The 21,761-nt window shown below is 58.6% G+C and carries 23 protein-coding genes; 14 read left to right on the forward strand and 9 right to left on the reverse strand.

Going from position 1 to position 21,761, the window contains the following annotated elements; translation table 11 throughout:
• Positions 1–4: 4 nt before the first annotated feature.
• From rng to csrD, 6 genes are all read right to left on the reverse strand, one after another.
• Complete coding sequence (gene rng / locus TAN611_RS21020) at positions 5–1,474, reverse strand: ribonuclease G (RefSeq protein ID WP_105232789.1); 1,470 nt, start codon at positions 1,472–1,474, stop codon at positions 5–7.
• A gap of 41 nt (positions 1,475–1,515) precedes the next feature.
• Complete coding sequence (locus TAN611_RS21025) at positions 1,516–2,100, reverse strand: nucleoside triphosphate pyrophosphatase (RefSeq protein ID WP_203066969.1); 585 nt, start codon at positions 2,098–2,100, stop codon at positions 1,516–1,518.
• A 21-nt stretch (positions 2,101–2,121) separates the two neighbouring features.
• The gene (gene mreD / locus TAN611_RS21030) at positions 2,122–2,610 is read right to left on the reverse strand and encodes a rod shape-determining protein MreD (protein WP_105232791.1); all 489 of its coding nucleotides are present in this window, start codon (positions 2,608–2,610) and stop codon (positions 2,122–2,124) included.
• Positions 2,610–3,623: a rod shape-determining protein MreC gene (gene mreC / locus TAN611_RS21035; protein WP_105232792.1), complete on the reverse strand. Its 1,014-nt coding sequence runs from the start codon at positions 3,621–3,623 to the stop codon at positions 2,610–2,612. The genes mreD and mreC overlap by 1 nt, the downstream gene beginning before the upstream one ends.
• A gap of 83 nt (positions 3,624–3,706) precedes the next feature.
• Positions 3,707–4,750 carry a rod shape-determining protein MreB gene (gene mreB, locus TAN611_RS21040; protein WP_003855260.1) on the reverse strand — a complete coding sequence of 348 codons (1,044 nt, stop codon included), beginning with the start codon at positions 4,748–4,750 and terminating at the stop codon, positions 3,707–3,709.
• A 322-nt stretch (positions 4,751–5,072) separates the two neighbouring features.
• Positions 5,073–7,007 carry an RNase E specificity factor CsrD gene (csrD, locus tag TAN611_RS21045; RefSeq protein ID WP_203066970.1) on the reverse strand — a complete coding sequence of 645 codons (1,935 nt, stop codon included), beginning with the start codon at positions 7,005–7,007 and terminating at the stop codon, positions 5,073–5,075.
• Between the two features lie 362 nt (positions 7,008–7,369).
• Here csrD and TAN611_RS21050 point away from each other — a divergent pair, with 362 nt between their 5' ends.
• From TAN611_RS21050 to fis, 11 genes are all read left to right on the forward strand, one after another.
• Positions 7,370–8,347, forward strand: coding sequence for an MDR family oxidoreductase (locus TAN611_RS21050; RefSeq protein ID WP_111736290.1), 978 nt, complete (start codon positions 7,370–7,372; stop codon positions 8,345–8,347).
• A gap of 127 nt (positions 8,348–8,474) precedes the next feature.
• The gene (gene msrP / locus TAN611_RS21055; protein ID WP_187043978.1) at positions 8,475–9,476 is read left to right on the forward strand and encodes a protein-methionine-sulfoxide reductase catalytic subunit MsrP; all 1,002 of its coding nucleotides are present in this window, start codon (positions 8,475–8,477) and stop codon (positions 9,474–9,476) included.
• Complete coding sequence (gene msrQ, locus TAN611_RS21060) at positions 9,477–10,076, forward strand: protein-methionine-sulfoxide reductase heme-binding subunit MsrQ (protein ID WP_105232796.1); 600 nt, start codon at positions 9,477–9,479, stop codon at positions 10,074–10,076.
• Between the two features lie 233 nt (positions 10,077–10,309).
• Entirely contained in the window at positions 10,310–10,762 is a 453-nt protein-coding gene (gene aroQ, locus TAN611_RS21065) for a type II 3-dehydroquinate dehydratase (RefSeq protein WP_105233533.1), read from the forward strand.
• Positions 10,763–10,794: 32 nt separating this feature from the next.
• Positions 10,795–11,259, forward strand: coding sequence for an acetyl-CoA carboxylase biotin carboxyl carrier protein (gene accB, locus TAN611_RS21070; protein WP_015962048.1), 465 nt, complete (start codon positions 10,795–10,797; stop codon positions 11,257–11,259).
• A gap of 11 nt (positions 11,260–11,270) precedes the next feature.
• The gene (accC, locus tag TAN611_RS21075) at positions 11,271–12,614 is read left to right on the forward strand and encodes an acetyl-CoA carboxylase biotin carboxylase subunit (RefSeq protein WP_105232797.1); all 1,344 of its coding nucleotides are present in this window, start codon (positions 11,271–11,273) and stop codon (positions 12,612–12,614) included.
• 200 nt (positions 12,615–12,814) lie between these two features.
• Complete coding sequence (locus TAN611_RS21080; protein ID WP_105232798.1) at positions 12,815–13,057, forward strand: YhdT family protein; 243 nt, start codon at positions 12,815–12,817, stop codon at positions 13,055–13,057.
• On the forward strand, positions 13,047–14,492 hold the full coding sequence (gene panF, locus TAN611_RS21085; protein ID WP_105232799.1) for a sodium/pantothenate symporter: 1,446 nt from the start codon (positions 13,047–13,049) through the stop codon (positions 14,490–14,492). Before TAN611_RS21080 ends, panF begins: the two co-directional genes overlap by 11 nt.
• An 11-nt stretch (positions 14,493–14,503) precedes the next feature.
• A complete protein-coding gene (gene prmA, locus TAN611_RS21090) occupies positions 14,504–15,385 on the forward strand; it encodes a 50S ribosomal protein L11 methyltransferase (RefSeq protein WP_105232800.1) in 882 nt (293 codons plus the stop codon).
• 503 nt (positions 15,386–15,888) lie between these two features.
• The gene (dusB, locus tag TAN611_RS21095) at positions 15,889–16,854 is read left to right on the forward strand and encodes a tRNA dihydrouridine synthase DusB (RefSeq protein ID WP_099050014.1); all 966 of its coding nucleotides are present in this window, start codon (positions 15,889–15,891) and stop codon (positions 16,852–16,854) included.
• Between the two features lie 19 nt (positions 16,855–16,873).
• Positions 16,874–17,170, forward strand: a complete 297-nt coding sequence (fis, locus tag TAN611_RS21100; protein WP_000462905.1) for a DNA-binding transcriptional regulator Fis — start codon at positions 16,874–16,876, stop codon at positions 17,168–17,170.
• 38 nt (positions 17,171–17,208) lie between these two features.
• Here fis and TAN611_RS23590 read toward each other — a convergent pair whose 3' ends face one another.
• Positions 17,209–17,406 (reverse strand): hypothetical protein, encoded by a 198-nt coding sequence (locus tag TAN611_RS23590; RefSeq protein WP_232251597.1) that lies wholly within the window; start codon positions 17,404–17,406, stop codon positions 17,209–17,211.
• Positions 17,407–17,815: 409 nt separating this feature from the next.
• Here TAN611_RS23590 and lpxP point away from each other — a divergent pair, with 409 nt between their 5' ends.
• Positions 17,816–18,736, forward strand: a complete 921-nt coding sequence (gene lpxP / locus TAN611_RS21110) for a kdo(2)-lipid IV(A) palmitoleoyltransferase (RefSeq protein ID WP_105232801.1) — start codon at positions 17,816–17,818, stop codon at positions 18,734–18,736.
• Between the two features lie 117 nt (positions 18,737–18,853).
• Positions 18,854–19,546: a CTP synthase gene (locus tag TAN611_RS21115; protein ID WP_203066971.1), complete on the forward strand. Its 693-nt coding sequence runs from the start codon at positions 18,854–18,856 to the stop codon at positions 19,544–19,546.
• Positions 19,547–19,587: 41 nt separating this feature from the next.
• Here the strand turns inward: TAN611_RS21115 and TAN611_RS21120 are convergent, their stop codons facing one another.
• Positions 19,588–20,277, reverse strand: coding sequence for an LrgB family protein (locus TAN611_RS21120; protein ID WP_203066972.1), 690 nt, complete (start codon positions 20,275–20,277; stop codon positions 19,588–19,590).
• Positions 20,270–20,689, reverse strand: coding sequence for a CidA/LrgA family protein (locus TAN611_RS21125; RefSeq protein WP_203066973.1), 420 nt, complete (start codon positions 20,687–20,689; stop codon positions 20,270–20,272). Before TAN611_RS21125 ends, TAN611_RS21120 begins: the two co-directional genes overlap by 8 nt.
• 138 nt (positions 20,690–20,827) lie before the next feature.
• On the opposite strand from TAN611_RS21125, the gene TAN611_RS21130 reads away from it, so the two are divergent.
• Positions 20,828–21,715, forward strand: coding sequence for a LysR family transcriptional regulator (locus TAN611_RS21130; RefSeq protein ID WP_197950580.1), 888 nt, complete (start codon positions 20,828–20,830; stop codon positions 21,713–21,715).
• Positions 21,716–21,761: the final 46 nt, after the last annotated feature.

Consider the following 21,761-nt stretch of genomic DNA (forward strand, 5'->3'; position numbering starts at 1 on the left):
TGACTTACATCATAACGACGTCAAACTGCTCCTGGCTGTATAACGGTTCAATCTGTACTTTAACCTGCTTGCCGACAAAGATTTCCACCTCCGCCAGCGCGTGCGACTCCTCGCTTTTCAGCGCTTCGCCTACCGCGGCCGAGGCGTAAACCAGAAAACGGTCGGTATCATAAGCATGGTGCACGCGGACGATTTCGCGCAAGATTTCATAGCATACCGTCTCAACCGTCTTGACCGTGCCGCGCCCGTTACAGGTAGGACAGTCGTTGCACAGCACATGTTCAATACTTTCACGCGTGCGTTTACGCGTCATTTCCACCAGCCCAAGCTGTGAAAAACCGTTGATGGTGGTTTTGACCCGATCCTTGCTCAGCGCCTGCTCCAGCGAGTGCAGCACCCGCCGGCGGTGTTCATCATTATTCATATCAATAAAATCGATGATAATAATGCCGCCAAGATTACGCAGCCGCAGCTGGCGGGCGATAGCCTGCGTCGCTTCAATATTGGTATTGAAAATGGTTTCGTCGAGGTTACGGTGGCCAACAAAGGCGCCGGTGTTGATATCGATGGTGGTCATCGCCTCGGTCTGATCGATGATCAGATAACCGCCGGACTTCAGCTCCACCTTACGCTCCAGCGCACGCTGGATTTCGTTCTCCACGTCGTACAGATCGAAGATCGGCTGGCTGCCGGTATATAACTCCAGCTTGCCGCTGATGTCCGGGATATATTCGCCGGTGAACTCCACCAGCAAATCGTGCGTCAGGCGCGAGTCCACGCGGATGCGATCGAGCGCCGCGCCGGCGAAATCACGCAGGATACGCTGCGCCAGCGCCAGTTCGCCGTACAGCATATATTTGGTCTGGTTGCGCTTTTTACGCTCCATTACCTTGGTCCACAGGCGCTTGAGGAACGCGGCGTCCTGCGCCAGTTCCTCATCACCAATGCCTTCTGCCGCGGTGCGGATGATAAAGCCGCCCAGCTCGTCGCAGTAATCGGCGACGATTTTTTTCAGCCGTTCGCGCTCGGCCTCGCTTTCAATACGCTGCGAAACGCCGACGTGCGCCGCGCCCGGCATAAATACCAGATAGCGGGAAGGCAGCGTGATGTCGGTGGTCAGGCGCGCACCTTTGGTGCCCAGCGGATCTTTCACCACCTGCACCACCAGATCCTGCCCCTGGCGCACCAGTTCGGCGATATCGCGCACGTGGAAGTTTTTCCGTTCGTCGCCCGCCACGCACTCGGTGTGCGGCATAATATCGGAGGCGTGCAGAAACGCCGCCTTCTCCAGGCCGATATCGACAAAGGCCGCCTGCATGCCCGGCAGCACCCGGCTCACCCGGCCTTTGTAGATATTGCCGACGATGCCGCGCTTGGATTCGCGTTCGATGTGGATCTCTTGCAGGATGCCGCCGTCAATATAGGCAACCCGCGTTTCAGACGGTGTGATATTTACCAGTAGCTCAGCTGTCATGTCTTCTCCTCAGAGCCGGTCGCGAGCGCATGCCGCCGCCCTCAACCGGTTCTTACATCTCGTAATGCGACAAAATTACTGAGCAGCTCATGTGTTTCGACCAGCGGTAATCCCATCACGGCGTGATAACTGCCGGTGAGGGTTCTGACGAAACAACCACCCTTTCCCTGAATCCCATAGGCGCCCGCTTTATCCATCGGTTCGCCCGTTGCAATATAATCGGCGATATCCTGCTGCGACAGCGTGCGGAAGGTCACATCGGTGAGCACCTGCTGACACAGCAGGTCCTGACGGTCGGCAATCGCCACCGCGGTGATCACCTGATGCTGTTTACCGGACAGCAGGCTCAGCATCTCTGCGGCATGCGCCGCGTCGCGCGGCTTTTCCAGCACTCTTCCGTTCAGCACCACGATGGTGTCGGCGCCGAGCACCGGCCGATCTTCCTCAGCCAATGCCACGCCCGCCCGCGCTTTATCCTGCGCCAGCCGGCGTACATAGGCCTCCGCGCTTTCCCCCGGCTGCCGCAGTTCTTCGGTATGGGTCAGAATAATGTCGAACTGTACGCCAAGCAGCGTCAGCAATTCACGCCGACGGGGGGAACCTGAAGCCAAATAGAGCGAAGTCATTAAACTCCCCTTGTTACGTCGTTATTGTACGGCGAACTGACGGCGAATCTTACGCATCAGCAGGAATAGCCACGGCCATAAAATACCGTTAACCACACTACTCCAGAACACTTCCGGGCGGAAAGAGACGTTGATCACTAAAAACTCCACCCAGAACACCACCACATCCATCGCCAGCGACAGCAGCATCACGATCAACGCCTGCTGCCACAGCGCCATATTACGGAACAGCTGGAATTTGAACGCCACCAGATAGGCGATAATCCCCAACGCCAGCGCGCGCACGCCCAGGGTCGAGCCCAGGATCAGATCCACGATCAACCCCAGCACAAAGCCGGTGCCGACGTTGACCCGATGCGGCAGCGCCATCACCCAATAGATCAGAATCAGCGCGACCCACGAAGGGCGGAACATATAAATCTGCTCCGGCCACGGCATAATCTGCAGCACCAGCGCAATCAGGAAAGAGAGCCAAATGATCCAGCGTCCGTGGCTACGGTAACGGTTCATCAGCGCGCTCCTGCCGCGGCGGGCGGCGTCGCGGCGGCCGACGGCTGCGTCACGGCGCCGGTAGCGGGCGCAGGCAACGGCGCCGGCGGCCCCATCGAGTCAGCCGACGGCAACACCTGCGGCATCATCTGCATCAGACGTTCGTTGGCAACGCGGTGCACTTCCTCCGGCTGACGCGGCATATCGCCGTTGCGGTCAGCACCCCACAGCAACAGCAGGTAACGCAGACGCTGCAGGCCGGCGGTCGGACGCGCCTGAATCACCGTATAGGCGCGCTGATTATCCACTTTCACCGAGGAGACCACCGCCACCGGATAGCCTTCCGGGAAACGCCCGCCCAGGCCCGAGGTCACCAGCACGTCGCCCACGCGGATATCGGTGTTGCCCGGCAGATGCTCCAGCTGCAGATCGTCGGCGCAGCCGCTGCCGGCGGCGATCACGCGAATATCGTTGCGCAGTACCTGAATCGGCAGCGCGTGGGAGGCATCGCAAATCAGCAGCACGCGGCTGGTGTATTTGGCCACCGCCACCACCTGACCGACCACCCCTTTATCGCTGATCACCGGCTGGCCCTCGTAGACGCCGTTATCGGAGCCTTTGTCGATCACCACCTGATCGCTGTACGGATCGGAGCCGGCCGAGATCACCTGCGTGACCATTTTTTGTTCGTCCTGGCGCAGCGGCGAGCCGAGCAGTTCACGCAAGCGGGCATTTTCCTGCTTGAATTGGCCGAGAAGAAGGGTATCGCTGCCTTTCAGCAGCAGTTCCTGCCGCAAAGCGCGATTTTCGAGTTCCAACTGTTGGCGAGTAGCCAGCGTATCCGAGACGCTGTCCAAAACCTTACGCGGCCCGTTGGCCAAAAAGTAGAAAGGGCTGACTGCGGTATCCATGTAGTTTCGTATTTTTACGAACGTACCGAGCCGGCTGTCGGCAACGATCAGGCCAATCGCCACGATCACCGCCAAAAAAAGTCGCAGTTGCAGGGAAGGTCCCCTGCTAAAAATCGGCTTCATAAATTATGCGAGTTCCTCGACAACAGAAGGAGGCAACGTACAAGATGCATTGATCTTAGACGATACCTCCTTCTTGGGGCTGACTATTCTTCGCTGAACAAATCGCCGCCGTGCATGTCGATCATTTCCAACGCTTTGCCGCCGCCACGCGCCACGCAGGTCAGCGGATCTTCAGCCACAACGACCGGAATCCCGGTTTCTTCCATCAGCAGGCGATCCAGATTGCGCAGCAACGCGCCGCCGCCGGTCAGCACCATGCCGCGTTCCGAAATATCGGAAGCCAGCTCCGGCGGACACTGCTCCAGCGCCACCATCACCGCGCTGACGATGCCGGTCAGAGGCTCTTGCAGGGCTTCGAGGATTTCATTGGAGTTCAGGGTAAAGCCGCGCGGTACGCCTTCGGCCAGGTTACGGCCACGTACTTCGATCTCACGCACTTCATCACCCGGATAGGCCGAGCCGATCTCATGCTTGATGCGTTCTGCGGTAGCTTCACCGATCAGCGAGCCGTAGTTGCGGCGCACGTAGTTAATGATCGCTTCATCGAAGCGGTCGCCGCCGATGCGTACCGACGAGGAGTACACCACGCCGTTCAGTGAGATCACCGCCACTTCCGTGGTACCGCCGCCGATATCCACCACCATGGAACCGGTTGCTTCGGAAACCGGCAGGCCGGCGCCGATGGCGGCCGCCATCGGCTCTTCAATCAGGAACACTTCACGCGCGCCGGCGCCCTGCGCCGATTCGCGGATGGCGCGACGTTCAACCTGCGTGGCGCCGACCGGCACACACACCAGCACGCGCGGGCTTGGGCGCATAAAGCTGTTGCTGTGCACCTGCTTGATAAAGTGTTGCAGCATTTTCTCGGTCACGAAGAAGTCGGCGATAACGCCGTCTTTCATCGGACGAATGGCTGCGATATTGCCGGGAGTACGTCCCAGCATCTGTTTAGCGTCATGGCCCACAGCCGCTACGCTCTTGGGTGAGCCGGCACGATCCTGGCGAATGGCAACCACCGACGGTTCATTCAGTACAATGCCTTGCCCTTTAACATAAATAAGGGTATTGGCGGTACCCAAATCGATGGACAAGTCATTGGAAAACATGCCACGAAATTTCTTAAACATAACTAAAGGATAATCCTGCAAGCTGGGGGCGAAAAATAAAATCCGCCTACTTTACCAACCACACGAAGCAGCGACAAGGCGCAAAAACGTTCTACTTCGGTGAAAATAATCTGCATTATTACTGCTCGAATGCACGGAAATTGGATGAGGCCTGAATTCCCTGAACCAAGGTTCAGTTTACCACCCCTGTCAACGCGCAAATCGGCGTAACACAGCTCATAAAAACTAACATTTTCCCTGATTATCACTGGTGGTAAGCACCTACCAACGTCCGACGGGAAAAGACGGGTTATTCTACGTGAAAAATGCGCAAATATTCAGGTTAAACGCGATAACGATGCGAATATTTTTTGCGCCCGACTTCAATAGGCTCCGGCGGGGCAAAAAAGTCGCCCTGCCCGCCGTGGATCCCACGCTCTTTTAACGTCTGCCATTCGCCGCGCGTGCGTACGCTGGCAGCAAACAGCTGCGCGCTGGTGCCTTCGCACGCGCTGGACAGGCTCTGAACAAACAGCTGATTCTCGTCGCGTTTATCAATACTGCGCACCAAACCGGGATGCAGTTTAACGATCTCCACCTGCAGCGATTTGATATACGCGGTACTGACCACGGTTAACCCCGCCTGCGACACCGCCAGGCGGCAGCCCAGCCCGGCAATCAGACGCAGCACCGGACGTAAACGGTCGATATGTTGACACACATCCGCCTCTGCAAGTTCAATCAGAATACGTCGCCGGTGACTTTTTTCACACTGTAATAACGTATCGCGCAGCCAGTATTGAAACGAGCGCTGTAATAATGAGTCAACGCACAGCGGAAACGCCAGCGTCTCCTCCGGCCACAGCGCCAGCAGCGGTATGATTCGGCTCACCTGCAGACGATCGTAGCGCTCCGCCAGCCCGAACTGTTTTACCAGCGGAATATATTCAGCTGGAAGCAGCTCTTGAGAGCCATCATAAACACGACTCATTATTTCCCGATGGTGTACCTCGCCTTTCACCGTCACCGCCGGCTTCTGATACAGCCGCGGGCCGCCGCGCTCCAGCATTTGTTCCAGCAAGGTACGCCATTTCACGCTGCCGCGCCCCTTCTCCGGTACCTGACTGTCGTACACATACCAGCCGTTTTCGCCCTGCAGCGTGGCGTGACGCGTCGCCTGTTCGGCACGGTCGATCACCTGCTCGGTCGTCTGGCCGCTGCGGTAGGCGACAATGCCGATATGCAAAAAGGCTTCCCGTTCAATCAGCGGCGTCGCAGGCAACGCATCGATAGCATTCACTAACTGCGCGGCGATGCCGTCCGCCTCTTTCAGCGTGCGGTGCGGCAGCAGCACGGTAAAATCGCTGTGGAAATAGCGCGCCAGCAGCGCCGAAGGATAGCGCAGCACAAAAGTAGACAGCAGATTGACCAGCGAATACATCAGCTCCTGCACCATCGCGGCGCCATGGGTTTCGCGCAGCGTTTCAAAATCCGGCAGGCGCACCATCATCACAATGCCGTGCGACCCTTCTTCTTCCAGTTGCGTGGTCAGTTGGTTGTCGAAAAACAGGCGGTTATTCAGACCGGTTTTCGCATCCTGAGCGGCAAAAGCGCGGATCAGCGTATCCACCCGCGTCCGCTCCTCACGCGCCTCGGCCAGATCCGCCAGCAGGCGATCCAGCGCGCTGCTGACGCTCGGCGGCCACTCCCGCATATCACCCTGCATCACCTCTTCACGCTCGCCGTTTAGAATGCGTCGCGCCCGCCAGGCCAGACGATCCTCGCCGGCGGCCTGCTCACGCAGCCAGCGCAGGCTGAACAGCAGCACCACCAGCATGACGACAATCGCCAGCGTGACGGCCAGGGTCGAACGCAGCGAATAGCCATCGCTGGCGAACGGATCGAGATAGGTGATATTCAGCGTACTGCCGGGGTGTTGCATCAGCGGCAAAGAGGCATAGCGATGGCTGCTGGGCGCGGCTCTTGGCTCGTCCGTTAACACGGGCAGTTCATAGTTGAACAGAATGCCGCTGGCGCTTTCAACGCGCAGTTCCACAATGCCGAGCGGCCTCATCACCAGCGGCAGCCACTGCGTCTGCGCCTGCAGCGAGCTATGCAGCATCGACTGGTCAAGCGAAGTGACCAGCGCATCGAAGCGGCGCTCCATGCGCTCCTGAGTGACATAAAAAAAACTGTATGAGCACCCCATCAGCATAAAAAACATGGCCAGCGCAACGAGCAGGGTGATCAGTGCAGAGAGTTTGGTGGTAAATCGCATCCCTGTGCCTTGTCCGCTATGGTTAAGTGAGTATGCACCCATTGAAATAAAAAGGTGCCAGCCAACTGATAAAGGTGCAACAGCATAACCCGACTTTATGGTTAACTGTCTGTTTTTTCAGAATACCGCCAGGAACATTACGGCCGGGTTAAAGCGCATCCAAGCTAACAAGCCTCGCCGCGGAAAGGAACCTTTAAACGGTAATTTTTTGTTCTTTATCAGAGCATCACTTACCTATTATGCATATAGTCAAATGAGTTGGATTAAAGCATCATTTTAATGAATTATTCTCGCGATCTTTATGACTGAGGTCATGACTCGGCAACATGCCAGCAAACCGAGATAAACAAGAGGACAGTGACATGCGCGCATTATTACTGGAACAACACGGCGAGCAAATCATCAGCCAGGTGCAGGATATCGACGATGACCGCTTGCCGGAAGGCGACGTAACGGTCGATGTGAACTGGTCCAGCCTCAACTATAAAGATGCGCTGGCCATCACCGGCAAAGGCAAAATCGTCCGCCACTTTCCTATGGTGCCGGGGATTGATTTCGCCGGTACGGTACGCAGCAGCAAAGATCCGCGCTTTAGCGAGGGAGACAGCGTGGTGCTGACAGGCTGGGGCGTCGGGGAAAACCATTGGGGCGGCCTGGCAGAGCAGGCGCGCGTCGCCGGCGAATGGCTGGTGCCCCTGCCGAAAGGGCTGGATGAACGCCAGGCGATGATTATCGGCACCGCCGGCCTGACCGCCATGCTGTGCGTGATGGCGCTGGAGGACGGCGGCGTGCGCCCGGATGACGGCGAGGTGCTGGTGACCGGCGCCAGCGGCGGCGTCGGCAGCACCGCCATCGCCGTGCTGTCGGCGCTCGGCTACCGGGTGACCGCCATCAGCGGCCGCGACAGCAATACCGACTACCTGAAGGCGCTGGGCGCCAAAGAGGTGCTGCCGCGCAGCGACTACATCGAGGCACCGCGTCCGCTGGAGAAACAGCGCTGGGCCGGCGCCGTCGATACCGTCGGCGATAAATTGCTGGCCGGCGTGCTGGCGCAGATGAACTATAACGGCACCGTCGCCGCCTGCGGGCTGGCCGGCGGTTACCAGCTGCCGACCACCGTAATGCCGTTTATCCTGCGCAACGTACGCCTGCAGGGGATAGACTCCGTACATACGCCGCTGCATCAGCGCCAGACCGCCTGGGAACGCCTGGCCGGCATCCTGCCGGACAGCTTTTACCAGCAGGCCACGCAGGAGATCGCCCTGGAGCAGGCGCCCGCCGCCGCCCGCGACCTGCTCGACAATAAAGTCACCGGGCGCACGCTGGTAAAAATCCGCTGATGCCGTCTGCGGGTGCGGGCTGACGTCCCCGCACCCTGCTTCTACGAAATTTCATATTTTCCCGCCGCATCTCGCCTCCGGCCTGCTTTCGCGCCATGCTTAAGGCATCACCGTGGAGGACGGGCTAATGAAAAAGGTACATCAATTAACCGAGGCTGACGTCACGCCGGAAAGCGTGTTCCATCAGCGCAGAAAAGTGCTGCAGGCATTGGGGATAGGCGCCGCGTCGCTGACGCTGCCGCTCAGCGCCCAGGCCGATCTGCTGTCCTGGTTTAAAGGTAACGATCGCCCCAAAGCGCCGCCGGGCAAAACGCTGGCGTTCAGCCGGCCGCCGCAATGGCAGGACAAGCTGGCAATGACGCCGGAAGATAAAGTCACCGGTTACAACAATTTCTACGAGTTCGGGCTGGATAAAGCCGACCCGGCCGCCAACGCCGGCGGCTTGAAGACCGAAGGCTGGAAAGTGCGTATCGACGGCGAGGTGGCCAAACCGCTGACGCTCGATATCGACGATCTGATGAAACGCTTCCCGCTGGAGCAACGGATCTACCGGATGCGCTGTGTGGAAGCCTGGTCGATGGTGGTGCCGTGGATCGGCTTTGAGCTGGGCAAACTGCTGAAGCTGGCCGAGCCGAACAGCAACGCGCGCTTCGTCGCCTTTCAGACGCTCTACGATCCGGAGCAGATGCCGGGGCAGAAAGACCGCTTTATCGGCGGCGGCCTGCAGTATCCGTACGTAGAAGGCTTACGTCTGGACGAGGCCATGCACCCGCTGGCGCTGCTGACGGTGGGCGTGTACGGCAAAACGCTGCCGCCGCAGAACGGCGCGCCGCTGCGGCTGATTACCCCCTGGAAATACGGCTTCAAGGGCATCAAGTCCATCGTGCATATCCGTCTGACCCGCGACCAGCCACCGACCACCTGGAACCTGTCGGCGCCGAATGAGTACGGTTTTTACGCCAACGTCAATCCTCAGGTCAGTCACCCGCGCTGGTCGCAGGCCAGCGAGCGCTTTATCGGCGCTGGCGGCATTCTGGATGTGAAACGTCAGCCTACGCTGCTGTTTAACGGCTATGGCGATCGGGTCGCTTCGCTGTATCGCGGCATGAACCTGCGGGAGAATTTTTGAGTGCGTTTAAAACCTGTGCATATCAAATGGCTGAAAGCCGCGATTCATCTGGCCGCCTTCCTGCCACTGGCGTGGCTGGTGCTGGCGGTCGATCAGGGCTGGCTGAGCGCCGATCCGGCCAAGGACATCCAGCATTTTACCGGGCGTATGGCGCTGAAACTGCTGCTGGTCACCCTGCTGGTCGCCCCGCTGGCGCGCTACAGCCGCCAGGCGATGCTGATGCGCTGCCGCCGGCTGCTGGGGCTGTGGTGTTTTGCCTGGGCGACGCTGCACCTGTTAAGCTACGCCACGCTGGAACTGGGGCTGAATAATATTGCGCTGCTCGGACAGGAGCTGATAGAACGCCCCTACCTGACGCTCGGCATCGTCAGCTGGCTGCTGTTGCTGGCGCTGGCGGCGACCTCGACCCAACGGGCGATGCGCAGCCTGGGCAAAAACTGGCAGCGGCTGCACAATTTCGTCTATCTGGTGGCGATTCTGACGCCGATACACTACCTTTGGTCGGTAAAAATCATTTCCCCTCAGCCGCTGATCTACGCGCTGCTGGCATTGCTGTTGTTAGCGTGGCGTTACCCGAAATTCCGCGCCTGGTGGCGTTAGAAAGCGTCATCTTCCACGACGCGCGATCTCACATAACCGGGTAACCCCGGCCAATTAGGGGTTGAATATCTTCGCTGATAAGACCAGTATTTAGCTGCGAATTGCTACGATATCGTTATAATGCCCGACCTTGTCCAGAAGGACAGCGTGATTTTTCCCCGAAAAAGGTGACAAATCGGTAACATCGGGTTATGTTGAACGATGATGGTTTTATTGCCGGAGATACCAGCACAATGGCGGACAAGTCTCACATTTTGCTTCTGAATGGCCCTAATCTGAACCTGCTGGGCACCCGTGAGCCGGAAAAGTACGGCAGCACGACGCTGGCAGAGATCGTTAACGGATTAGAGAATCAGGCCTCCGCACTGGGCGTTGCCCTAAGCCATCTGCAGTCCAATGCCGAACACGCGCTGATCGACCGCATTCATCAGGCGCGCGGCAATACAGATTTCATTCTGATTAACCCGGCGGCGTTCACCCACACCAGCGTGGCGCTGCGCGATGCGCTGTTGGCGGTGCAAATCCCGTTTATTGAGATCCACCTGTCCAACGTGCATGCCCGCGAGCCTTTCCGCCATCACTCCTACCTGTCTGATATAGCCGTGGGCGTGATTTGCGGGCTCGGCGCGGAAGGTTACACATTTGCTTTACAGGCAGCGGTTAACCGTCTGTCAAAAACCCACTAATTGCTCCACAAAAAGAGTACGGAATCACACTCATGGATATTCGTAAAATCAAGAAACTGATCGAACTGGTTGAAGAATCAGGTATTTCTGAACTGGAAATCGCTGAGGGCGAAGAGTCAGTTCGCATCAGTCGCGCCGCGCCGGCGCAGGCTTACCCAGTCATGCAGCAGGCCTATGCCGCACCGGCACAGCCGGCTCCAGCGCTGGCCACCGCCGTCGCTGCCGCCGAAGCCGAAGCGCCTGCCGCTGCCGCAGCCGTGAGTGGCCATGTCGTTCGTTCCCCAATGGTAGGCACCTTCTACCGCACCCCAAGCCCGGACGCGAAAGCCTTCGTGGAAGTGGGCCAGAAAGTCAACGCCGGCGACACGCTGTGCATCGTTGAAGCGATGAAAATGATGAACCAGATCGAAGCCGACAAATCCGGCGTGGTGAAAGCCATTCTGGTGGAAAACGGTCAACCGGTTGAATATGACGAGCCACTGGTCGTCATCGAATAACGAGGCGCACCATGCTTGATAAAATTGTTATCGCCAACCGCGGCGAGATCGCGCTTCGTATCCTGCGTGCCTGTAAAGAACTGGGCATCAAGACCGTCGCCGTACACTCGGCGGCGGATCGCGATCTGAAACACGTACTGCTGGCCGACGAGACCGTGTGCATCGGTCCTGCGCCATCAGTCAAAAGCTACCTGAACATCCCGGCGATCGTCTCTGCGGCGGAAATCACCGGCGCGGTAGCCATCCACCCTGGTTACGGCTTCCTGTCGGAAAACGCCGACTTCGCCGAGCAGGTTGAGCGCTCCGGCTTTATCTTCATCGGCCCGAAAGCAGACACCATTCGCCTGATGGGCGACAAAGTCTCCGCCATCAACGCCATGAAGAAAGCCGGCGTACCTTGCGTACCCGGCTCTGACGGCCCGCTGACCGACGATATGGATAAGAACCGCGCCTTTGCCAAACGCATCGGCTATCCGGTCATTATCAAGGCGTCCGGCGGCGGCGGCGGTCGCGGCATGCGCGTTGTGCGCAGCGACAAAGAGCTCGAACAGTCCATCAACATGACGAAAGCGGAAGCCAAAGCGGCTTTCAACAACGACATGGTGTACATGGAAAAATACCTGGAAAATCCACGCCATATCGAGATCCAGGTATTGGCCGACGGCCAGGGCAACGCCATCTATCTGGCGGAACGCGACTGCTCCATGCAGCGCCGTCACCAGAAAGTAGTGGAAGAAGCGCCGGCACCGGGCATCACGCCGGAACTGCGTCGCTATATCGGCGAACGCTGCTCCAAAGCCTGTGTGGATATCGGCTACCGCGGCGCAGGTACGTTCGAGTTCCTGTTCGAAAACGGCGAGTTCTATTTCATTGAAATGAACACCCGTATTCAGGTGGAACACCCGGTTACCGAAATGATCACCGGTGTGGATCTGATCAAAGAGCAGCTGCGCATCGCTGCCGGTCAGCCGCTGTCGATCAAACAGGAAGAGGTGAAGGTCCAGGGCCACGCGGTGGAATGCCGTATCAACGCCGAAGATCCAAACACCTTCCTGCCAAGCCCGGGCAAGATCACCCGTTTCCACGCGCCGGGCGGTTTCGGCGTACGTTGGGAGTCACACATTTACGCCGGCTATACCGTGCCGCCGTACTATGACTCCATGATTGGCAAACTGATCACCTACGGTGAAAACCGTGACGTGGCGATTGCCCGCATGAAAAATGCGCTGGCTGAACTGATCATCGACGGGATTAAAACCAACGTTGAACTGCAGCAAAAAATCATGAATGACGAAAACTTCCAGCACGGTGGCACCAACATCCACTATCTGGAGAAGAAGCTCGGCCTGCAGTAACGCACGCTTTAGCCTCTTACGTCATCTGACCAGGGCCGGTGTTCCACCGGCCCTTTTCTTTACGACTGAAGCGCTTGGCAAACGCCGTGCTTGTCGTACAATCCCCTTCCTCTGGTAAATCCATAGCCATAAGCCTCTGCCCGATGCATTTCACGCCGGCGTTACACGCTGCAATTCATGGGTAAGAGGGGGAGAAACGGATGGAAAAACGCTTTATTCAGGCTCACCGCGAAGCGCGCTGGGCGCTGGGTCTGACCCTCTTCTACGTGCTGGCCTGGGCGCTGGCCGCCTATCTGCCGGACAGCCAAATCGGCGTCACCGGCCTGCCGCACTGGTTCGAAATGGCCTGTCTGCTGGTTCCGCTGCTGTTCATTATCCTGTGCTGGCTGATGGTGCGCGTCATCTTCCGCGATATTCCGCTGGAGGACCGCGATGAAAACTGAAGTGATCGTGCCGCTGGTCGCCTACCTGCTGCTGGTATTCGGCCTGTCGATATACGCCTATCGCCGCCGGCAGAGCGGTAACTTCCTCAGCGAATATTTTCTCGGCAACCGTTCGATGGGCGGCTTTGTGCTGGCGATGACCCTGACCGCCACCTACATCAGCGCCAGCTCGTTTATCGGCGGCCCCGGCGCCGCCTACAAATACGGCCTCGGCTGGGTGCTGCTGGCGATGATCCAGCTGCCGGCGGTATGGCTGTCGCTCGGCGTGCTCGGTAAAAAATTCGCCATTCTGGCACGGCGCTACAACGCCATCACCCTCAACGATATGCTGTTCGCCCGCTACCAAAGCCGCCTGCTGGTGTGGCTGGCCAGCCTGAGCCTGCTGGTCGCCTTCCTCGGCGCCATGACGGTACAGTTTATCGGCGGCGCCCGCCTGCTGGAAACCGCGGCGGGCATTCCGTACGACAGCGGACTGCTGATCTTCGGCGTCAGCATCGCGCTGTATACCGCCTTCGGCGGTTTCCGCGCCAGCGTGCTGAATGATGCCATGCAAGGGCTGGTGATGCTGCTGGGCACCGCGCTGCTGCTGGTCGGCGTGATCCATGCCGCCGGTGGCCTGCACGGCGCCGTCGATACGCTGCAGCGAATCGATCCGGCACTGGTATCGCCGCAGGGCGGCGAGCAGATCCTCAGCCTGCCCTTTATGGCCTCGTTCTGGATCCTGGTCTGCTTCGGCGTCATCGGCCTGCCGCACACCGCCGTGCGCTGCATCTCCTATAAGGACAGCAAAGCGGTGCACCGCGGCATCGTGCTCGGCACCATCGTCGTGGCGCTGCTGATGTTCGGCATGCACCTGGCCGGTGCGCTGGGACGCGCCGTGCTGCCGGATCTCCAGGTGCCCGATCAGGTGATCCCGACGCTGATGGTTACCGTCTTGCCGCCGTACGCCGCCGGCATCTTCCTAGCCGCGCCGATGGCGGCCATTATGTCGACCATCAACGCGCAGCTGTTGCAGTCGTCCGCCACCATCATCAAGGACCTGTATCTTGGCGTCCGCCCGCAACAGCAGCAGAACGAGAAGCTGATCAAGCGCTTCTCCAGCCTGACCACGCTGGTGCTTGGGCTGCTGGTGCTGCTGGCCGCCTGGCGGCCGCCGGAAATGATCATCTGGCTGAACCTGCTGGCCTTTGGCGGTCTGGAGGCGGTATTCCTGTGGCCGCTGGTGCTGGGCCTCTACTGGCAGCGCGCTAATGCGCAGGGCGCCCTTAGCTCAATGGCGGCAGGTGCGGTATGCTATACGCTATTAGCCAGCTTCAATCTGCAGCTCGCGGGGCTGCATCCTATCGTGCCCGCGCTGCTGGTCAGCCTGCTGGCGTTTTACATCGGTAACCTGGTCGGCGAAAAACGCCGCCCGGCGTCATCTTTATCTTCTTAAAGAGAATTGTTATGCCTTGGATCCAACTAAAACTGAACACCACCGGCAACCAGGCGGAAGCGCTGAGCGATGCGCTGGTTGAAAGCGGTGCGGTCTCGGTGACCTTTCAGGACACCCACGACAACCCGGTGTTCGAGCCGCTGCCCGGTGAAACCCTGCTGTGGGGCGATACCGACGTTATCGGCCTGTACGATGCGGAAACCGATATGGCCGAGGTAGTGGCCATGCTGGAACAGCATCCGCTGCTGGGCGCCGGTTTTCGTCACAAAATCGAACAGTTGGAAGATAAAGACTGGGAACGCGAATGGATGGATAACTTCCACCCGATGCGTTTCGGCGAGCGCCTGTGGATCTGCCCAAGCTGGCGCGACGTGCCCGACCCGGACGCGGTCAACGTGATGCTGGACCCGGGCCTGGCCTTCGGCACCGGCACGCACCCGACCACTTCACTGTGTCTGCAATGGCTCGACGGCCTCGATCTGGCCGGCAAAACCGTGATTGATTTCGGCTGCGGCTCCGGCATTCTGGCGATTGCCGCATTAAAACTCGGCGCGGCGCGCGCCATCGGCATCGATATCGACCCGCAGGCGATCCAGGCCAGCCGCGACAACGCGGAGCGCAACGGCGTCTCTGAGCGTCTGGAACTGTATCTGCCGCAGGACCAGCCGGCCGGGCTGCAGGCCGACGTGGTGGTCGCCAATATTCTGGCCGGCCCGCTGCGCGAACTGGCGCCGTTGATTAGCTGCCTGCCGAAATCCGGCGGTGACCTCGGCCTGTCCGGCGTGCTGGCTACCCAGGCGGAGAGCGTGGCGGAAGCCTATCAGGAGCTCTTCGTGCTGGATCCGGTCGCCGAACGGGAAGAGTGGTGCCGCATTACCGGCCGCCGCCGCTAGCCCTCTCTGAAAGCCCGCCGGCCACCGGCGGGTTTTTTATTGCCACCGGGCATCGGCACGACGCTGTCGCTATCAGCGCCTCACACCGCCGTCAGCGAGCGCTAAAGCGTTTGGGCAGCATCCCCTTAACATTCTCCTTATCGGCGCAAAATAAGCCGCGCAGGCGCGTTATACACGCCCGTGCATCCTATTGGTCTGCTGATGATTTTTCAGCCGAAAATCGCGATAATGCGCGTACAGGGCGCGGTAACGCCAGCCGATCGCGGTAAAAATACGTCTCATTTAGAGATAATATCCTGTCACCCGCTGATTATTTGCCTGAACACAAAAGCAGCACAATCAGTCAAGTTATTGTTAATTATATATAATATTTTCATCCGTCGTCGGGGTGCGCATTTTCAGCTATCGATTGCCGCAAATTGGTCAAAGTTTGGCCTTTCATCTCGGCGAAAAAATGCGTAATATACGCGCCCTTGCGGACACAGTACGGTCATTCTTTGTCTATGCGCATTGGACACCACCAGTTAACAAATTGCCTGATTGCGGCCCCGATGGCCGGCATTACAGATCGCCCATTCAGAACCTTGTGTCATGCAATGGGGGCTGGGATGGCTGTATCCGAAATGCTTTCCTCCAATCCGGAGGTGTGGCGGACGGATAAGTCGCGTCTGCGCATGGTTCATAGCGATGAACCTGGGATTCGCTCCGTGCAAATCGCCGGCAGCGTTCCGGATGATATGGCTGCCGCCGCGCAGATTAACGTCGCCGGCGGTGCACAGATCATCGACATCAATATGGGTTGCCCGGCTAAAAAGGTGAACCGGAAACTTGCAGGGTCTGCCTTGTTGCAGCACCCGGATCTGGTGAAACAGATCCTCCTGGCGGTGGTTAACGCCGTGGATGTGCCGGTAACGCTGAAAATCCGTACCGGCTGGGCGCCGGAACACCGTAACTGTGTAGAGATTGCCCAATTGGCCGAAGACTGTGGTATTCAGGCCCTGACGATTCATGGCCGAACCCGCGCCTGCCTGTTTAACGGCGACGCGGAATACGACAGCATTCGGGCAGTTAAGCAGAACGTTTCCATTCCGATTATTGCGAATGGGGATATTACTGACCCGCATAAAGCCAGAGCAGTGCTTGACTACACCGGGGCCGACGCCCTGATGATAGGCCGCGCTGCTCAGGGGAGACCCTGGATCTTCCGGGAAATCCAGCATTATCTGGACACAGGGGAGCTGCTGCCGCCGTTGCCGCTTGGCGAGGTGAAGCGCTTGTTGATCGGGCATATTCGGGAATTGCACGGCTTTTACGGCCAAGGCAAGGGATTCCGGATTGCTCGTAAGCACGTATCCTGGTATCTCCAGGAGCATGCCCCGAATGACCAGTTTCGGCGCACATTCAACGCCATAGAGGATGCCAGCGAACAGCTGGAGGCGTTGGAGGCATATTTCGAAAATCTAGCGTAAAAAAAGAGCTGACAGAACTATGTTCGAACAACGCGTAAATTCTGACGTACTGACCGTTTCTACCGTAAACTCACAGGATCAAGTGACTCAAAAGCCTCTGCGTGACTCGGTTAAACAAGCACTGAAGAACTATTTTGCTCAACTGAACGGTCAAGATGTGAATGACCTGTATGAGCTGGTACTGGCTGAAGTTGAACAGCCACTGTTGGACATGGTGATGCAATACACCCGTGGCAACCAGACCCGCGCAGCCCTGATGATGGGCATCAACCGCGGTACGCTGCGCAAGAAACTGAAAAAATACGGCATGAACTGATACTAGTCAGTTAACGTGTTGAAAAAAGGCGCTTTATCTCATTTGATAAGCGCCTTTTTCTTTTCTGGCGATACGCGGATCAATGATTCGACCTCCTGCCTCAGATGGTTTGTCGCTAATAGCCCGGTCTGCGCCAAAAAATCCTTTGTTGGCGTTCCCCATTCTTCCAACGTAATGTCATCCCCCCGACGAGCGCCAAATTCCGCATTGAGCGTATCCGGATAATCCGCTTCCAACTCAACGATATCTGCGGTCGGGTTATCTATCTGCGATCAAGGGTTGTCTGGAAAGTTGCCCCTCATTTTCATGGTTCCGCCTCTAAAATGCGGGTGGCTAGCGGGGATATAATCTCGGTCAAGATGCGCACGCAGAACGCCGGCTAAATAAGATTTTTCGCATCCTCCTTCTCTGTTTACTGTCGTAGGGTATGGTACAATAAACGTTCCTAGAGCCCCTCAGATTGCCGCGGTCGCGCCTTTCCCGACCGATGCGCAGCGCGATTTGCCCTTCGAATGTAAAGTTTTAGTCAATTTCACGATCCGACTAAACGATAACCACGACCCAGTGTCTGAGTCATTGTATCGCTATTGAGTGGCTTCTTTATGCGTTACAGGTTTTTTACCCTTAATGCATAAATGAGTGACTATGAAACGTCCGCAAGAATTCCAACGTGCCCTGCTGCACCCCCGCTACTGGCTGACCTGGTTTGGCCTGGCAGTGCTGTTTCTGCTGGTACAGCTGCCCTACCCGCTGCTGCATAAGCTCGGCGTGTGGATGGGCCGCACCTCGATGCGCTTTTTGAAGCGCCGCGTCACCATCACCCGCCGCAACCTGGAACTGTGCTTCCCGGATATGGATGCCGCCCAACGCGAGCGCAAGGTGGTCAGCAATTTTGAATCCCTCGGTATGGGGCTGCTGGAAACCGGCATCGCCTGGTTCTGGTCGGATAAACGCGTCAAGCGCTGGTTTAACGTCTCCGGCATCAATCACCTGAAGATGGCGCAGCAGAACGGCCGCGGCGTGCTGGTGATTGGCGTGCACTTTATGTCGCTGGAACTGGGCGGCCGGGCGATGGGCCTGTGCCAGCCGATGATGGCGATGTACCGCCCGCACAACAACAAGGCGATGGAGTGGGCGCAGACCAAAGGCCGTATGCGCTCCAATAAGGCGATGCTCGACCGTAAGAACCTGCGCGGCATGGTGCAGGCGCTGAAAGGCGGCGAAGCGGTGTGGTTCGCGCCCGATCAGGATTACGGCCCGCGCGGCAGCGTGTTTGCGCCGCTGTTCGCCGTCGATCAGGCGGCAACCACCAGCGGCACCTTTATGCTGGCGCGTATGGCACAGCCGGCGCTGGTGCCGGTGGTGCTGATTCGCCGTGAAAACGGCGCCGGTTACGATCTGCTGATCCAGCCGGCGCTGGAAAACTACCCGCTTACCGACGAAATGGCCGCTGCCGCCTATATGAACAAGGTGGTGGAAAAAGAGATTATGCGCGCGCCGGAGCAGTATATGTGGCTGCACCGCCGCTTTAAGACCCGCCCGGCCGGCGCGCCTTCGCTGTACTAACATGCTGTATCAGGGGGCAAATGCCCCCGCCGGCAAAACGTGCGCATCTCCTTTAACGCAGCAGACGAATTGTTAACTTTGCTCTAACATCTCTTTTTACCCACGCAGGAGAAAGTGATGAAATCTCAGGTTCGCATTGCACTGGTCGGCGACTATCGCCCCGAAGCCGTCGCCCACCAGGCGATTCCCACCGCGCTCACGCTTGCCGCTTCCCACCTTGATATTGACGTTCAGTCCCGCTGGATCCCCACCGAGACCATTACCGACAGCGCCGTGTTGCAAGACTATGATGCGATCTGGGTGGTGCCCGGCAGCCCGTACCGTCATGATGCCGGAGCGTTTACCGCCATCCGCTACGCCCGTGAGCATGACGTCCCTTTCCTCGGCTCCTGCGGCGGTTTTCAGTACGCGGTGGTGGAGTATGCCCGCAACGTTATGGGCTGGCATGATGCGACCCACGCAGAGACCGACAGCACGGGGCGATTGGTTATCACCCCGTTGAGCTGCTCACTGGTGGAAAAAACCGGCACCGTGCTGCTGCAGCCAAACACCCGCATTGCGCAGGCGTACGGCGCTCTTGAAACCCATGAAGGCTATCACTGCAACTTCGGCGTCAACCCGGACTTTGTCGGCCAGCTGCAACAGTTCCCGCTGATCGTCAGCGCACACGACAGCGAAGGCGACGTGCGCGCCATCGAGCTGCCGACGCACCGCTTTTACGTTGCCACACTGTTCCAGTCTGAACGCGCCGCCCTGCGTGGTGCGCACTCGCCGTTGGTGGTCGAGCTGATCGATACAGCCCGCAGCTAAACGTTCAACGCCGGATTATCCCGGCGTTTATCTGATGCGTATTAGCACATCCACAGGCCAATCAGCGGCGCGGCCAGCACGGTGATAATGCCGGCCAGCATCATCACCAGACTGGACACCACGCCCTCTTCCTGCCCCATTTCATAGGCGCGCGCGGTGCCAGCGCCGTGCGACGACGCCCCCAGGCCGGCCCCCTTCGCCAGACGGCTGCGCACCGACAGCCGCAAAAACAGAATATCCCCCACCGCCATGCCGAACACCCCGGTGATCACCACAAACAGCGCCACCAGATCCGGCTGGCCGCCCATCTGCTTCGCCGCCTCCAGCGCGAACGGCGTGGTGATCGAACGCACCGCCAGGCTGCGCTGTACCTCTTCCGGCAGCGTCAGCAGCCGCGCCAGCCAGACCGAGCTGTACACCGCCACACATACTGCAGTGGCCACTCCGGCGCTGAGCGACAGCCAGTGACGGCGGATAATATGCAGGTTCTCATACACCGGCACCGCAAAGGCAATGGTCGCCGGCCCGAGCAGCCACAGCAGCCAGTGAGTCTCCCCCATATAGTCCCGATAGGAGATATGCGTCACCACCAGCAACAGCACCAGAATCATCGGTGTCAGCACCAGCGGCATCAGCAGCAGACTGCGACGGCGGCGATAGAGCCGCTTATTGGCAAAATAGAGCGCCAGCGTAGCGGCCAGACAGAGCAGGCTGAGGATAAAATCATTCATGACGTTTGCGCCGCTGCAGCCAGAGTTCGAAGCGATAGACGCGGTCCACCACCAGCCCGGTGGCCCCCAGCGTCAGCATAGTGCTGACGGCGATCACCAGAAAAATCTTCCAGCCTTCCACCATCAGCAACTGCGCGTAGTTGACCACTGCCACCACCGCCGGGACGAAAAACAGCAGCATCTCCGCCAGCAGCCAGCGCGCGCCGGCCTGTACCCAACGCAGCGGCAGCACGCGCAGCACGATCAACGCCAGCAGCATCAGCATGCCGACAATATTGGCAGGCAACGGTAGATGGAAATGCGCCACCAACTGCTCGGCAAGCAAAAACAGCAGCGCATACAAAACAACCTGAACGGGAACCTGCAGGCGAGTCAGCAGGGATGGCGCAGCACGACGTAACGCCAGGGACATGGAGAGCGGCCTCAAGCAAAAAAATGACGGATTACAGTATACGCAGCCGGGAAACCCGTACTGAAATGAATTAAAATTATCCACTTCATGCCTTAAGGGAATAGTTTCCCGCCGGTATTGCCCATCGGAGAACGAATTGTGGATGTTCGTACCCTACGCTACTTTGTCGAAGTCGTGCGTCAGCAAAGCTTTACCCGCGCGGCGGAAAAACTGTTCGTCACCCAGCCGACCATCAGCAAGATGCTGCGCCATCTGGAGGATGAACTGGAGTGCACCCTGCTGATCCGCGAGGGGCGCAAGCTGCACCTGACGGACAGCGGCCAGGCGGTCTATCAGCGCGGCGTGGCGATCCTCGACGAATTCCGCCAGTTGGAGGCCGAGCTGGAAGACATCAGCGCGGTAAGAAAAGGCGTGCTGCGGCTGGGCATCCCGCCGATGGTCGGCCGGCAAATCGCCGATCTCATCCGCCACTTTCGCCACGCCTATCCCGGCATTGAACTGCGCATCTCCGAGCTGGGCGGCCTGTCCGGTGAACAGCGGGTGCTGGCGGGCGAACTGGACTTGGCAATGACGGTCTACTCGCCCGATACCGACCGGCAGTTGACCTTTCTGCCGCTGCTGACCCACCCGATGTCCGTTGTGGTGCCGCGCAATACGCACTGGCAACAGCGGAGCCACATCAGCATTCATGAGCTGGCCGAATGGCCGATACTGATTTATAACGAAGATTTTGCGCTGTATAAGATGCTGATGGCGGCCTTTCGTCGCGCCGAACTGGAGCCGCGCATCGCGGTGCGCAGCGGCCAGTGGGATTTTCTGGCCTCAATGGTGCAGGCCGGCGTCGGCATCGCCGCCCTGCCGGAGCCGGTCTGTCAGTGGCTGGATGAGGAAAGCCTGCTCTGGCTGCCGCTGGAACCGCTGATGGAGTGGAAGGTCGGGCTGATCTGGCGTCAGGACAGTTACCTGTCCCACAGCGCTCAGGCCTGGATCGCCTGCTGCCGCGACCATCTGTCGACAATGAAATAAAAAAGGGCTGAATATCTTCAGCCCCTTCTGCTTAGTCCGGCACGCG

Origin of the sequence: Serratia sp. Tan611 (assembly GCF_905188235.1) — a bacterium.
GTDB lineage: Bacteria > Pseudomonadota > Gammaproteobacteria > Enterobacterales > Enterobacteriaceae > Serratia_B > Serratia_B rhizosphaerae.